The organism is Terriglobia bacterium (genome assembly GCA_036496425.1).
Lineage (GTDB): Bacteria > Acidobacteriota > Terriglobia > 20CM-2-55-15 > 20CM-2-55-15 > 20CM-2-55-15.
In genome coordinates this window covers 1-14,477 of sequence record DASXLG010000360.1, presented here as the reverse complement: position 1 = coordinate 14,477, position 14,477 = coordinate 1, and the positions used below count along the sequence as shown (strand labels likewise).

Sequence of the window (14,477 nt, the reverse complement as noted above, 5' to 3'; positions counted from 1 at the left end):
AAAGGACAGGACGTCATCTGTGTGTACGTCGCGATCGGGCAGAAGCGTTCCACGGTCGCTCAACTGGTGAAGACGCTCGAAGAGTACGGCGCGATGGAATACACCATCGTCGTTTCGGCATCGGCGAGCGATCCAGCTCCCATGCAATACCTGGCGCCTTACGCCGGATGTGCGATTGGCGAATATTTCCGTGATTCAAAACGCCATGCGCTATGCGTCTACGATGACTTGTCGAAACATGCGGCCGCCTATCGTGAAATCTCGCTGCTGCTTCGCCGTCCACCGGGACGCGAAGCATATCCCGGCGATGTGTTCTACCTTCACTCCCGCCTTCTGGAACGTGCGGCAAAACTGAACAATGAAAAAGGTGCGGGTTCGCTCACGGCGCTTCCCATCATCGAGACGCAGGCCGGAGACGTTTCCGCGTACATCCCGACCAACGTCATCTCCATTACGGACGGCCAGATTTATCTGGAATCCGATCTCTTCAACTCCGGTGTCCGGCCTGCTGTGAATACGGGTCTCTCGGTATCGCGTGTTGGAGGAAATGCTCAAATCAAGGCCATGCGTCAGGTTGCCGGTTCGTTGCGATTGAACATGGCGCAGTTTCGCGAACTTGCGGCGTTTGCGCAATTCGGCTCGGATCTCGATAAGGCAACATTGGCGCAATTGAATCGCGGGCAGCGTCTGACCGAAGTCCTGAAGCAGGATCAATACGTGCCCCTGCCGGTCGAGAAGCAGGTTGCGATGATCTATGCCGGAACAAACGGGCTGCTGGACGACCTCGAAGCTGCCGAAGTTAGGCCGTTCGAACTATCGTTCTACCGATTCCTGGACACCAGCCACGGCCCGTTGCTCCAGAAGATTCGCGACCGCAAGGCGGTCGACGACGAAATCAAAGCCGAGCTCGAAAAGGTCATCAAAGAGGCAAAAGAGAAGTTCAAAGCCGAACGGGGGCGCGCCGCTTAACCATGCCGAGCCTCTTGGATATCCGGCGGCGCATCCGCTCCGTCAAGAATACGCAACAGTTGACCAAGGCCATGAAAACGGTGTCTGCGGCCAAACTCCGGCGTGCTCAAGAGCGCGTGTTCAGCGCGCGGCCCTACGCGGAGCAATTGAAGAGAGTTCTCGGAAATCTCACTGCTCGACTCGACGAGAATACGTCACATCCATTGCTGGCCATACGGGAGGAAGCGCGCATTCTCTTCGTCGTCGTCACGGCAGACCGCGGCCTTTGTGGAGCATTCAACTCGAATATCCTGCGGACCGCGGCGACATTTATTCGGGAGCATTCGTCGCAGAATATCGCCGTTGCGGCTGCGGGCCGGAAAGGCCGCGACTTCTTCAGGCGGCGCGGCATGCCGATCCGGGCGGAATATGTAAACATCTTCTCGAAGCTCGATTACGGCAATGCCAGAGACATTGCGGAAATGATCATTCAGGCATATTCCGGCAACGAAGTCGATGCGGTATACCTCATTTATAACGAATTCAAATCGGTCATTCAGCAGCGCGTCGTCATCGAAAAAGTACTGCCTTTGAGCCGGAACGAATTGAAGGAATCCGAACCGCAGCTCGATTACATTTTCGAAGAACCACCTCAGGAAATTTTTAATCGGCTGCTGCCCCGGTACGTCGAGGTCCAGATCTATCGGGCGCTGCTCGAATCCGCCGCGGCCGAGCACGGCGCGCGGATGGCATCAATGGATACGGCATCGCGGAATGCGGGCGACATGATTGATATGCTGACTCTCAATATGAATCGCATTCGCCAGGCGGCGATCACGCGCGAGATCATCGAAGTGGTCAGTGGAGCGGGAGCTTTATAGAAAATGGCAAATGTAGGAAAAGTTTCACAGATCATCGGGCCGGCTGTCGACGTCGAATTCGAAGAGGGGCAGCAGCCTCCCATTCACCACGCCCTGCACATCACCAGCGCAGGTTTCGATGTGCCCACGCCGATCGATGTCATCGTTGAAGTTCAGCAGCATCTTGGCGAAGGTCGAGTTCGAACGATTGCTCTTCAACCGACAGATGGAATGGTTCGCGGTATGCCTGCGGCCGACACGGGTGGACCCGTGTCGATTCCTGTCGGCAAAGGCGTGCTCGGCCGAGTCATCAATGTTATCGGAGAGCCTGTCGACAAGCTGGGCCCGATTGAAGCCAAACGCCGCGATCCGATCCACAAGCCCGCTCCTGCGCTCGTCGATCAGAACACGAACCTCGAAATGTTCGAGACCGGTATTAAAGTCATCGACCTCATCGAGCCGTACCTCAAAGGTGGAAAGATCGGCCTGTTCGGGGGCGCCGGCGTCGGTAAGACCGTCATCATTCAGGAACTCATCAACAACATCGCGACCAAGCACGGCGGCATCTCGGTGTTCGCCGGAGTGGGCGAGCGCACCCGCGAGGGTAACGATCTCTGGCTCGAAATGAAAGAGTCCGGTGTTATCAACAAGACCGCACTGATCTATGGCCAGATGACTGAACCTCCCGGCGCCCGGCTCCGCGTGGCATTGACCGGACTGACGACCGCCGAATACTTCCGCGACGACGAAGGTCAGGATGTGCTGCTCTTCGTCGATAACATCTTCCGCTTCACGCAAGCGGGTTCCGAAGTGTCCGCGCTGCTCGGCCGCATGCCTTCCGCAGTCGGATACCAGCCGACACTGGCATCGGAGATGGGTGAACTTCAGGAACGCATCACATCGACTACCAAGGGTTCGATCACATCCGTCCAGGCGATCTACGTTCCGGCCGATGACTATACGGATCCCGCTCCGGCAACAACCTTCGCTCACCTGGACGCCACGACAAACCTGTCCCGCCAGATCGTGGAACTCGGCATTTACCCCGCTGTCGATCCACTGGCTTCGTCGTCACGCATTCTCGATGCGCGCATCGTCGGCGCGGAACACTACAACGTCGCCCGTTCAGTGAAGGTTGTGTTGCAGAAGTACAAAGACCTCCAGGACATCATCGCAATCCTTGGCATCGACGAATTGTCGGAAGACGATAAACTGACTGTTGCGCGAGCCCGCAAGATTCAACGATTCCTGTCGCAGCCGTTCTTTGTCGCCCAGCAGTTTACCGGTCTCGACGGCAAGTACGTCAAGATTGCCGATACAATCAAAGGATTCAAGGAAATTGTCGAAGGCAAACACGATGATCTGCCCGAGCAAGCCTTCTATATGGTCGGCACGATCGAAGAAGCGCAGGAAAAAGGCCGGCAGATGGCGGCTGTAAAATAGGGCATTCATGGCTGAAGCCACCATCGATCTTATTATCGTCACTCCCGAGCGATCCGTCGTTCATGAGCAGGTCGACGAATTGCAAATCCCGGGTGCTGAAGGTTATCTCGGCGTCCTGCCGGGTCACGCGCCGTTATTTTCAGAACTTAAGGTCGGAGAGGTCGGATACCGAAAAGCCAACTCTTGGTTCTTTCTATCGGTGGCTTGGGGGTTCGTGGAAGTTCAGTCCGACCAAGTGCGGATTCTTGCTGAAACCGCCGAGCGCGCACATGAGATCGACCTCGAGCGGGCCAATCGCGCGAAGGAGCGGGCCGAACAGCGGATTGCGAAGGGCGGCGACGATATCGACTATCGCCGCGCCCTGGTCGCACTCGAGCGTGCGCTGATCCGTATTCAGGTCGGGCGCAGGGCTAAGCAAGCGATTCATTCCTGATCTTGGCGCAGATCCCCAGTCCACGGCTGGCAAACTCCGCCGGATGCCCGCTGATGAACAGGCCATTTCGTCCGAAAGCTCCAACAGTCACGCACCTGTTCAAGCTGGCCCTGTCGCTGCACCACGTGTGCTTCTTGAGCAATAACTGTTCGCCGCTCCCCACGTAATTGAGGAATAACATTAGCGTCACCTCCATTGCCGAGGGTAGGGCAAGCGCGCGCGACATTAAACTACTTGCATAGTGGATGGGCTGGGAAATCGAATCCGGCAGCACGCTCGAATGAAGGATGTGCCATCCAGCGGGACAATCGACCTGAGCAAAAGACTCTTCCAGGTACCAGGGATGATCGAAAAACGCCGGTTGTTTCGATGGGTCTGTACCCAGTATCTTCCGCAGATTCAATATGTTGAGCCCCGCAGATGCAAGCGGCGTCGGAAACGCAATGACACCTTCCGCCTCCGCAACGCCAGGTGTAGTCAAAGTGACTTTCTCTTGTGGAGTGAAGCGGTTAGGAAGGCCAAGAAGGGCAAACCGCCGCTCAACTTCTTCCGCAGGCCATGAAATCATATGTGACAATGTTCTTACCGATATGATAGTTTCAAATTCAGTAAGGAGTTTTCCTTACGATGCTTCCACGAAGCCGCAACACGCCCGAAAGTAAAAACAGTCTAACTAGTTTTCAGCAGAAAAAGGACATGTCTTCGTTGGTGATCCCATCAGCTTTTGCCACGGAAGATGTTCGGCGGACCGTGTTATCCAACGGTCTGGTCGTTTTGACCAAGGAAGTCCACACCTCGCCGATCGTCACCAGCATGATTTGGTACCGGGTCGGCTCCAGAAATGAAGAAATGGGCCATACTGGAAAATCCCATTTCCTGGAACACATGCTCTTCAAGGGTACCGAGCGCTTTAAAAAAGGTGAGATCGATCTTCTCACCCTCAAGAACGGCGGAGGTAACAACGCGTTTACCTCGCACGATTTCACCGCGTATTACTTCAGCTTCGCGGCGGACCGGTGGGAAGTCGCCCTGGATATCGAAGCGGACCGGATGGTGAGCTGTGCATTCGAGCCCGAGGAATTCGAGGCCGAAAAGAAGGTCGTTATCGAAGAGTTGAAGACCGGATTGGATTCGCCCTGGGGTCTTCTCCTGCAGGAACTCGAGGCGGCCGCATTCAAAATACATCCATACCGGAATCCAATTGTGGGATGGCTTCAGGACGTCGAGCGAGCGACGGTCGAGACGCAGCAGGCTTATTATCACCGCTATTACCATCCGAACAACGCCACACTCGTCGTCGTGGGTGATTTCGATACGGCGGAGGTCCTGAAGAAAATTGACCGCTTGTTTGGTTCTATTCCGTCCGGCCCCGAACCCAACCGGATGGTTCTCAGTGAACCTCCCCAACGCGGAGAAAGACGGCTTGTCGTCCGCTGGCGTTCGAAAGTTCCCCGACTGGCGATTGCATATCACGCGCCGGAGATTGCTCACCAGGATACCTATGCTTTGCAGGTTCTCGCCGTTGTTCTGGCGGAAGGCAAAGCCTCGCGTCTGTATCAAAGGATGGTCGAACGGGAACAGACGGTCACCTTTATTTCAGCGGAGTTTGGAGAATCGAAGGATCCATCGCTGTTCCACATCCGGTCTGAAGCCCGCGGTGATCATTCCATTGATGAAATCGAATCGAGTATCAACGATGAGCTCGCGACCATTGCGAAAACCGGAGTCACGGCGCACGAACTGGATCGTGCAAAACACCAGATCGAAGCGCATTTCATCCTGTCGCGCGAGCGCACGCTTGACCAGGCGATCCTGCTGGGCCAGATCGAAACGTTATACGGGCTGGATTACATCGATTCCTATCTTCAGCGCATCAATGAGGTCACGGCTGCAGACATCAGTCACGTGTGTGCGCGGTATCTGAACGAGAACAACCGTACAGTCGGCCAACTGCTGAGTGACGGATCTGCATCGGCAGAAGAGGAGGAGCTTGAAGCCGACTGATCTTGGGGTTCGCCGCGCATTCGACGTTCACACGCATCTGCTCCCAAACGGACTCAAGGTTTTGCTGGTCGAGAACCCATCCATTCCGACCGTCTCCCTGACGGCAAGTGTCTTTACCGGCGCGCGCTATGATCCCGAGGCCAAGGCCGGGCTCGCGATCATGGTCAGCCGCCTCCTGGACGAAGGGACCGCCACGCGGACCTCGCTCGAGATTGCGGACGCAATCGAGTCGGTCGGCGGCGCAATCGAGACCGATGGATCCTTCGAGAGAATCATCGCCACCGCCAGTGTGCTGAATAAGGATGTGGATCTCGGTCTCGAGCTGCTTGCGGATCTTTTAATCAGACCTATGTTTCCGCAGGAATTTGTCGACAAAGAAAAAGAGCGCACGTTGGCGGAAATTCAAAGCGCCCAGGACCGCCCTCAGGTTGTCGCCGGATGGGCCTTCAACGAGCTCGTCTACCAGGACCACCCGCTGCATCGGCCTTCCCACGGATATCCAGAGACTGTCGCGCGGATCACGCGCCCCGACCTGCTGGATTTTCACAGCCGCTTCTTTGTGCCCAACAACGTGCTCTTATCGATGGTGGGTGATTTTCGAGTAGCGGACCTGCTGCCTGAAGTCCAAAAATTCTTCGGTGGCTGGGTATCCAAGCCTGTTGTCTTTCCCCAGTATGAGAGTCCATTGAAGCAAACGGCGAAACGCACGAAATTCATCACGATGCCGGCGCAGCAGCTCAACATCTACCTGGGCCACCTCGGCATCAGCCGGACCAGTCCGGATTACTACGCGCTCCAGGTGCTCGATACGATTCTCGGAGGAGGCGCGGGATTTACCGCGCGTATTCCGCAACGCCTGCGGGACGAACTCGGTCTCGCCTACACTACATTCGCAAGCATAACGATGACGGCGGGGATGGATCCCGGCCGGTTCATCGCTTTTATCGGAACGTCGCCGGAAAATATGAAGCTCGCGACGGAAGGACTGATCAACGAGGTCCGCCGGATCATCGAAGAACCGGTTACGGCACAGGAACTGCAGGATGCCCAGGATTATTTAACTGGCAGCTTTGTTTTCGCTTTCGAATCGAGTCCGCAGATTGCCCGCTTCCTTATCCATGCGGAGGTCTACGGTCTTGGTTTCGATTACGTCGAGAAATACCCCGAATACATTCGATCCGTTACCGTCGAGGAGATATCCCGCGTTGCCAGGAAATATCTCGACAGCGAAAACTACACCCTGGTCGTTGTGGGCCCGGTTGCCGAAGATGGGAATCTGATGAATGGAGCTGAATAAATCGATCTTCTTTGAACAACATAATGTCTCGACCTCAGACCTGGGAACTTACCTCAGCGAGGCTCTCTCCCGCGGCGGCGATTATGCGGACCTGTATTTCGAGTATAGAATCAATCACAGTATCGTTCTTGAAGAACAGATCATCAAAAGCGCGACTAAAGGTGTGAACCTGGGCGTCGGCGTCCGGGTCATTTCCGGCGAAAAGACCGGTTATGCGTACTCCGATAACCTGAACCGCGAGCACATTATCAAAGCCGCTCGGACCGCGGCCTTTATTGCGAATACCTCGAGCGCCGGCGGCGCTATTCAGGTTCCAACGCCGCTGAATCAGGAGCGGAACTTTTACAACATTCCGATCTTTCCCGCAGAGCTCGAGATCAGGCAGAAGATCGCCCTCCTGGAGCAAGCCGATCACGCCGCCCGAACCTACGATTCGCGGATCAAGCAGGTGCAGGCCAGCTACATCGACGAGACCAAACACGTTTTGATCGTCACTTCCGAAGGCAAAGCGACCTGGGATCTGCAGCCGCTCGTTCGTCTCAATGTCATGTGCATCGCGGAGGAGAACGGCAAACGGCAATCCGGATATCAAGGGGGCGGCGGGCGCCGAGCGCTTGAGATTTTCGCCGGGGAGTTGAGTCCGCCGGCTCTGGCGCGCGAAAGCGCCCGCCAGGCCATCCTGCAATTGCACGCGGTTGATGCGCCGGCCGGCACGATGGAGGTCGTCCTTGGTCCTGGCTGGCCCGGCATCCTGTTGCACGAAGCGATCGGCCATGGCCTCGAGGCCGATTTCAATCGAAAGAAAACATCCGCGTTTGCCGGTCTGGTCGGACAGAAGGTTGGCTCCGAACTTTGTACCGTCGTCGATGACGGTACGATTCCCTTCCGGCGGGGCTCACTGAACATGGACGACGAAGGGAATCCGACCCACGAAACCGTGCTTATCGAAAAGGGTGTTTTGCAGGGTTATCTTCAGGACCGCCTCAGTTCGAAACTCATGAAGTCGGCGTTGACGGGCAATGGCCGCCGCCAGGGATATGACCATATTCCCATGCCGCGCATGACGAATACATTCATGATGTCCGGAGAGTCGGCGCCGGAAGACATTGTCAAATCCGTGAAAAAAGGTTTGTATGCCGTGCATTTCGGCGGCGGACAGGTCGATATCACCAGCGGCAAATTTGTGTTCTCCGCGAGTGAGGCGTATTTGATCGAAGATGGCCACCTCACAGCGCCGGTGAAAGGCGCCACACTGATCGGTGATGGTCCTACCGTGCTGCGGCAGGTGACGGCGGTCGGCAATGATTTGAAGCTCGATCAGGGAGTCGGAATCTGCGGCAAGGATGGCCAGACGATTCCCGTCAGTGTCGGCTTGCCCACGATCAAAATCCGCGAAATTACCGTGGGGGGAACCGAAAAATAACGGAATACTAAAATGTCCAATCTTCAGAATATTGCCCAGCGCGCGATCGATCGCGCGAAGACGAACGGCGCGTCTGCAGCTGACGCCATGATCCGCGAGGATGACACATTTTCCGTAACCGTACGCATGGGAGAGGTCGAGACTCTTAAGGAAGCGATCTCCCGCAGCCTCATGCTCCGCGTATTCATAGGCAAACGGACGGCGACATCTCATACGTCCGATCTGTCGCCGGCTGTTCTCGACCTCCTGGTTGACGAGACGGTGGAAATGGCGCGGCTCACCTCCGAGGACAAGAGCGGCGGCTTACCCGAAGAAGCAATACAGCGCTCCGGCTTCCCGGATCTGGATCTGTTGGATACGTCCTGGGAGACGATGACTCCGGACGAACGGATCAGCCTGGCTTTGCGTACGGAGGCCGCTGCCTTATCGGCAGACAAGGCCATTACGAACTCTGAAGGCGCCTCCTTCGAATACGCCCGGTCACGAATCGCTCTCGCCAATACCCAGGGCTTCAATGGCTCTTACGAAGGCACAGGTGCGGGCCTGTACTGCGTTCCGATCGCCCAATCGAAAGCCGGCATGCAGCGCGACCATTGGATGTCCGCGGCAAGACACCGCAACCAGCTGGCGACACCTGAAGAGATCGGGAAACGCGCCGCCGAACGCGCCCTGCGCCGGCTTGGCGCGCGCAAAATTCCAACCTGCCGGGTACCGGTCATCTTTGATCCATTGAGCGCACGGTCCCTGCTGAATCACATCTTCGAAGCCGTGTCGGGCAGTGCCATTTACCGGCGAAGTTCATTCCTGGTCGATCAGATCGGACAACCGGTCGCCTCCCCCAACGTTACCGTCGTCGACGACGCACTCATGCCTGCCGGTCTCGGGTCGAGTCCCTTCGACGATGAAGGAGTGCCCACCCAGACGACCGCCATCATCGAGAATGGTGTCCTGAAGAATTATCTGCATTCCGCCTACACCGCGCGCAAGCTCGGGTCGAAGCCTACAGGCAGCGGAACCCGCGCGGCATCGGGTGCTGTCACAATCGGTCCGACGAATTTCTATCTGAAGGCCGGAAGCCACAAACCCGACGAGATTCTATCCTCGGTCACAAAAGGTCTCTACGTTGTCGAGTTGATCGGCTTCGGCGTCAACACTGTCAGCGGCGACTATTCGCGCGGCGCGGTGGGCCTATGGATCGAAAACGGAAAATTAACCCACCCCGTGCAAGAGGTAACGATCGCCGGCAATCTGCGGGAAATGCTGAAAAACATCGAAATGATCGGCGACGATGTGACGTTCATCGGATCGATCGCGGCGCCGACATTGAAGATCGGCAATATGGTGATCAGCGGCGCGTAAAGGACAGTTGCGGCTTCAGCGCTACTCCCATTAAGCTACTCGCGTATGGGAGAACATCGCTCGACGATTATCATCGCCGCTTCTCTCGTTCTGGTCGTGGGCTTGATCGCAGCCTGGGTCTTTGTCGTCCCCGCGCGCGATCCGGTTGCCGCCGCTCCGGTCGTTGAAGTTTCGGATTCCGCGGCGGTCCACAGCAGCACTCAACTCACGCATCTCAGCATTGCCACGAGCGAGAACTTCGCCCGCCAGAAAATCTACGTCATTTCAGCGCATTTGAAGAACGCATCCGACAAGCCGATGCGGATGGCAGAAGTGAAGATGACGTTCAACGATTACGACGGAAAGCCGATTCACGAATACACACAGAAAGTGCTCGACCGCAATCAAAAGCCCCTTCTGCCGGGCACCGAGTTCCGCTTCGAAATCCGGCAGGAAAACCTGCCGCGTACCTGGAACTACCACGTACCGGATACGGAAATCACAAAGGTTGGATATTAACGGCCGACCGCCAGCCGGTCGATGAGATATGCCGGCAGGTGAACCGCCCTCATCTTTTCCTGAGTCACTGCGACCTCATACTCCACCCGGTAAAACTCGATCCGGCCCCGATCGGCGTCCCATATCGCAAAGCTCGCGCGCACATCGCCGTCTCGCGGCTGGCCCACGGAACCGGGATTCACCAGCAGCTTCTTGCCGGCCTCGCACTTGACGGCGATAAATTCGTCGAATTCGTAACTCGCCGCCCGGCTGCAACGGCTGGCGCCGTCGGAAACAAAGACCAGCGGGAAATGGCTGTGGCCGAAGAAGGTAATTTGCTTTTGAGCCAGCCGGAAGTTCTCTTCGGCGTCGGCTTCGGTAAAGACGTAGTCGTCTTCGTGCGTAATCGCTCCGTGAACGAGCTGGGCTTCATCGCGGACTGCCAATGGCCCCACCGGGAGATTTGTCAGATATTCGCGATATGACGCCGGCAATGCATCCCTCGTCCAGTAAACCGCCCGCCTGGCATGCGGATTGAATTGCGCCGCTTCGTCGAGTCCGGCGGCGACCCGGTCATGATTTCCCCGGATGGTGACCGCCTGGAGCGCCCGGATACCGTCGATCGCTTCCACCGGATTCGGTCCGTAACCGACGATGTCTCCGCAGCATAGTACGGAATCGTAGCCCGCTTCTTTTGCCCGCCGGATGCAGGCTCCAAGCGCTTCGACGTTGGAATGGATGTCACTGAGGATGAGATAGCGCATGGTGTATGATGGTTGGCATGCGACTCCAGAAGATCATGGGCATCACCGTGGTCTTGGCGCTGCTCACCGCCGTGGCCGCGGGTCTCTCTGTCTTGAATGCACGCAACTCCGCTGATTCAACAATCTGGGTCATGATATCACGCTTCGTTGAGGCCTTTCTGCTGGTCGGGCTCGGTTTGCCGGTTGCCCGCGAGAGTCAGCTTAAAGGATCGCTGTTCGTCGGTTTTGAAGACTGGACACTCACCATCCGCGACATTATCAATTACGGAGTCCTGCCGGGCCTGGTTCTTGGAGTAATTAATTACTTCTTCTTCTTTACCTACCGGTATAGCCCGCTTGTGGAGCCGCGCATTCGTGACATGCACAGCCTTTACGATTCGTTTGTCGTTTCGCTCGACAGCGGTGTGATTGAGGAGATTTTGTTTCGACTCTTCATTCTGTCATGCTTTCTGTTCTGCTTTCGGCAACTGTACTCGAGGTTGGCGCGCTTATGGCCCGGCGTCGTTGCGATTCTGCCGAAAGCCCTGGCGGTGGTTCTGTCGTCGCTGCTCTTTGCGATGGTTCACAATGTTTACGGTTTTACCGCCGCTTTCTTTGGTGGCGTGCTGCTGGGCCTGATCTATCTGAACAGCGGTATCGAAAGCGCAATTGCCGCGCATTTCTTCGCGAATTTTTTATTTTTCAGCGCGTCTTATTTGTCATAGGGAGTTCTAAATCATGTTGCCTCGTACTTTAGGTGAACTGCGAAACAGCCGGGCCGGTGGAGAAGCGTTCCGCGAAAGAACGATCAAAGATGAAATGCGGTCGAACCTCATTCGCAAGCTTCAGGCGAAGGAGCCGGTCTTCCAGGGAATCGTCGGATACGAGGACACCGTCGTACCGCAAATCATCAACGCGATTTTGTCGCGCCACAACATGATTCTCCTGGGTTTGAGAGGCCAGGCCAAAAGCCGTATTCTGCGCGGTTTGGCGGATTTCCTGGACGAGAACATCCCGGTGATCGACGGCTGCGAGATCAACGACAATCCGTTTAATCCGATCTGCCGCCGCTGCCGGGATCTCATCCAGGAGCGCGGTGACGAAACACCGATTGCGTATCGAAGCCGGGATGAACGCTACGTCGAGAAGCTCGCGACTCCCGACGTGACCATCGCCGACATCATCGGTGATATCGATCCCATCAAGGCGGCAAAAGGCGGTCACGCGATCGGCAGTGAACTGAGCGTGCACTACGGCCTGCTGCCGCGCGCCAATCGCGGGATCTTCGCGATTAATGAACTCCCGGACCTCGCCGGCAAAATTCAGGTCGGACTGTTCAACATCATGCAGGAAGGCGACGTTCAGATTAAGGGATATCCGGTCCGTCTCCCCCTCGACGTGGTGCTGGTCTTCTCGGCAAATCCCGAAGACTACACCGCGCGCGGAAAGATCGTCACCCCGCTGAAAGATCGCATCGGGTCCGAAATCAAGACGCACTATCCGGCGACTCTCGAACACGGTATGGCGATCACGGAACAGGAAGCCTGGATCGGGCGAAATTCCAGCCGGAAAGTCCTTCTGCCGGAATTCATAAAACAGATCGTGGAAGCGATCGCATTCAAGGCGCGCGCCGATCAGCGGATCGACAAGCGTTCCGGTGTCAGCCAGCGGCTCCCCATTTCCTGTCTCGAAAACGTTGTCAGTAATGCCGAGCGCCGCTCCATCATGACCGGAGAAGACCATATCGTTCCCCGGGTGGCGGATATCTATTCGGCCTTGCCCGCGATTACCGGGAAACTCGAGCTGGAATACGAAGGCGAACTCAAGGGCGCGGATACGGTTGCCCGCGACCTCATCCGCCAGGCTGTTCAGATGATCTTTCGCCAGTATTATCCTTCCACGGATTTCAAGCAGGTCCTCGACTGGTTCGAGATGGGCGGCAATCTGAAATTGTCGGATGTTGAGAGCGCGCAGTCCGCGATGGAACTTCTGGAGCATGTCCAGGGTCTTTTCGATAAGGTCGATGTGCTTGGCGCCACCTCCGACAGCCCTCCGGCAATCCGCGCAGCAGCCGCAGAAATGGTCCTTGAAGGTCTGCACTCGATCGACAAGCTCAGCCGTTCCGAGGAACGCGGCTTCTCGGCCAGCGAGCGAAAGGCGGCGGCGCAGGAGCTCTACCGCGATTACACGATGGAACGAAATCGCTACAAGAAACCGCTCAACTGACATGCCGACGACGAAATACACCAAGTGGATTCCGTCACCGCTGGACGGCCTGAGTCTCGAGGAATTGCTCGACGAGTTGTCGCAGTTTTTCCTTCAGAGCGGGTTTCAGTACGGCTTCCGCGACGTCAGTAACCCGCACGACCTCGATGCCCTGCGCCAGGCAATCATTGAGAAGCTGGTCGAAATGGGACGGATTCCGGAAAGCCTGCTCGAACAGTGGATGACCGACCGGAGCGAAGGCGAAGCGAAAGAACTCGATGAGCTGATCGAGCAACTCCTTCGGCGGCTGGTCGAGGAAGGCTGGATTCAGGCGCAGCAGCAGCCAAAGCCATCGTCATTCGACCAGGAGGGTCAAGGCACGGAGGAGCTGCCCGCCGGCGAGGCTCGCTTTGAGCTGACCGACAAGTCCGTCGACTTTCTCGGATTCCGGCTGCTGCGTCATCTCCTCGGCTCGCTCGGCCGCAGCAGTTTCGGGCGTCATGAGACTGTGCATTTTGCGACCGGCGTCGAAGCCTACCAGGCAACCAAGCAATATGAATTCGGGGACACGCTGAACCTCGACATCAGTTCGACGCTTTTGCATGCCGTCGCCCGCGAGGGCCTTGGCGCCCCGCTGAATCTTGAATACGAGGATCTGATGGTGCGCCAGGCGGAATATGAAAGCTCCTGCTCGACCGTACTGTTGCTGGATACCAGCCACAGCATGATCCTCTACGGAGAGGATCGCTTTACCCCTGCCAAGCGCGTCGCTCTCGCTCTCTCACATCTCATCCGGACTCAGTATCCGGGCGATTCTTTGCGCCTCGTCTTGTTTCATGATTCGGCGGAAGAGGTTCCGCTCAAGCAGCTGGCCCGCGTGGTGGTGGGGCCGTATCACACGAACACCTGCGAGGGGCTCCGTCTGGCCCGCCGGCTCCTGATGGCGGAGAAAAAAGATATGCGCCAGATCGTCATGATCACGGACGGCAAACCCTCCGCGATCACGCTGCCCAATGGGCGGATCTACAAAAATGCGTTCGGGCTCGATCCGATGATTCTCGAGGAGACCTTCAAAGAGGTTGCGATCTGCCGCAAGTCCGGAATCCTCATCAATACCTTCATGCTGGCCAGCGATCATTACCTGGTGGATTTCGTGAAGCGCGTCACCGAGATCTGCCGCGGCAAAGCCTACTTCACCACCACGCTGAATCTCGGCCAGTACATCCTGATGGACTACCTTAAGAAAAAAGTCGAGACCATCCATTGAATCAATGCAAAAACTCGC

Annotated in this window: 14 protein-coding genes; 12 read left to right on the top strand and 2 right to left on the bottom strand. The window is 56.6% G+C overall.

Features of this window, described 5'->3' with window-relative positions:
• The 4 genes from atpA to VGK48_26575 form a co-directional block, all read left to right on the top strand.
• Positions 1-969, top strand: a 969-nt coding sequence (gene atpA, locus VGK48_26590) for a F0F1 ATP synthase subunit alpha (protein ID HEY2384760.1), incomplete at its 5' end; no start/stop codon positions are given.
• Between the two features lie 2 nt (positions 970-971).
• Positions 972-1,829 (top strand): ATP synthase F1 subunit gamma, encoded by an 858-nt coding sequence (gene atpG, locus VGK48_26585; protein HEY2384759.1) that lies wholly within the window; start codon positions 972-974, stop codon positions 1,827-1,829.
• 3 nt (positions 1,830-1,832) lie between these two features.
• On the top strand, positions 1,833-3,251 hold the full coding sequence (gene atpD / locus VGK48_26580; protein HEY2384758.1) for a F0F1 ATP synthase subunit beta: 1,419 nt from the start codon (positions 1,833-1,835) through the stop codon (positions 3,249-3,251).
• 7 nt (positions 3,252-3,258) lie between these two features.
• Positions 3,259-3,684, top strand: a complete 426-nt coding sequence (locus tag VGK48_26575) for a F0F1 ATP synthase subunit epsilon (protein ID HEY2384757.1) — start codon at positions 3,259-3,261, stop codon at positions 3,682-3,684.
• On the opposite strand, the gene VGK48_26570 is transcribed toward VGK48_26575, so the two are convergent.
• Positions 3,662-4,252: a hypothetical protein gene (locus VGK48_26570; protein HEY2384756.1), complete on the bottom strand. Its 591-nt coding sequence runs from the start codon at positions 4,250-4,252 to the stop codon at positions 3,662-3,664. The two genes, VGK48_26575 and VGK48_26570, sit on opposite strands and share 23 nt — an antisense overlap.
• A 128-nt stretch (positions 4,253-4,380) precedes the next feature.
• Between VGK48_26570 and VGK48_26565 the strand changes: the two genes are divergently transcribed.
• Genes VGK48_26565 through VGK48_26545 form a run of 5 tightly spaced genes read left to right on the top strand, consistent with a single transcriptional unit; the run spans position 4,381 to position 10,265 of the window.
• Positions 4,381-5,688, top strand: coding sequence for a pitrilysin family protein (locus VGK48_26565; GenBank protein HEY2384755.1), 1,308 nt, complete (start codon positions 4,381-4,383; stop codon positions 5,686-5,688).
• Entirely contained in the window at positions 5,675-6,985 is a 1,311-nt protein-coding gene (locus tag VGK48_26560) for a pitrilysin family protein (protein HEY2384754.1), read from the top strand. The genes VGK48_26565 and VGK48_26560 overlap by 14 nt, the downstream gene beginning before the upstream one ends.
• Positions 6,972-8,408 carry a metalloprotease TldD gene (gene tldD, locus VGK48_26555; protein HEY2384753.1) on the top strand — a complete coding sequence of 479 codons (1,437 nt, stop codon included), beginning with the start codon at positions 6,972-6,974 and terminating at the stop codon, positions 8,406-8,408. Before VGK48_26560 ends, tldD begins: the two co-directional genes overlap by 14 nt.
• Before the next feature lie 12 nt (positions 8,409-8,420).
• Complete coding sequence (locus VGK48_26550) at positions 8,421-9,767, top strand: TldD/PmbA family protein (GenBank protein ID HEY2384752.1); 1,347 nt, start codon at positions 8,421-8,423, stop codon at positions 9,765-9,767.
• Positions 9,768-9,812: 45 nt separating this feature from the next.
• Positions 9,813-10,265 (top strand): DUF3426 domain-containing protein, encoded by a 453-nt coding sequence (locus tag VGK48_26545; protein ID HEY2384751.1) that lies wholly within the window; start codon positions 9,813-9,815, stop codon positions 10,263-10,265.
• Here the strand turns inward: VGK48_26545 and VGK48_26540 are convergent.
• Positions 10,262-11,008 (bottom strand): metallophosphoesterase family protein, encoded by a 747-nt coding sequence (locus VGK48_26540; protein ID HEY2384750.1) that lies wholly within the window; start codon positions 11,006-11,008, stop codon positions 10,262-10,264. The two genes, VGK48_26545 and VGK48_26540, sit on opposite strands and share 4 nt — an antisense overlap.
• Positions 11,009-11,043: 35 nt before the next feature.
• Between VGK48_26540 and VGK48_26535 the strand changes: the two genes are divergently transcribed.
• Genes VGK48_26535 through VGK48_26525 form a run of 3 tightly spaced genes read left to right on the top strand, consistent with a single transcriptional unit; the run spans position 11,044 to position 14,459 of the window.
• Positions 11,044-11,712, top strand: coding sequence for a CPBP family intramembrane glutamic endopeptidase (locus VGK48_26535; protein ID HEY2384749.1), 669 nt, complete (start codon positions 11,044-11,046; stop codon positions 11,710-11,712).
• 13 nt (positions 11,713-11,725) lie between these two features.
• The gene (locus VGK48_26530) at positions 11,726-13,213 is read left to right on the top strand and encodes a magnesium chelatase (GenBank protein ID HEY2384748.1); all 1,488 of its coding nucleotides are present in this window, start codon (positions 11,726-11,728) and stop codon (positions 13,211-13,213) included.
• 1 nt (position 13,214) lies between these two features.
• The gene (locus VGK48_26525; GenBank protein HEY2384747.1) at positions 13,215-14,459 is read left to right on the top strand and encodes a VWA domain-containing protein; all 1,245 of its coding nucleotides are present in this window, start codon (positions 13,215-13,217) and stop codon (positions 14,457-14,459) included.
• The last annotated feature ends 18 nt before the right edge of the window (positions 14,460-14,477 follow it).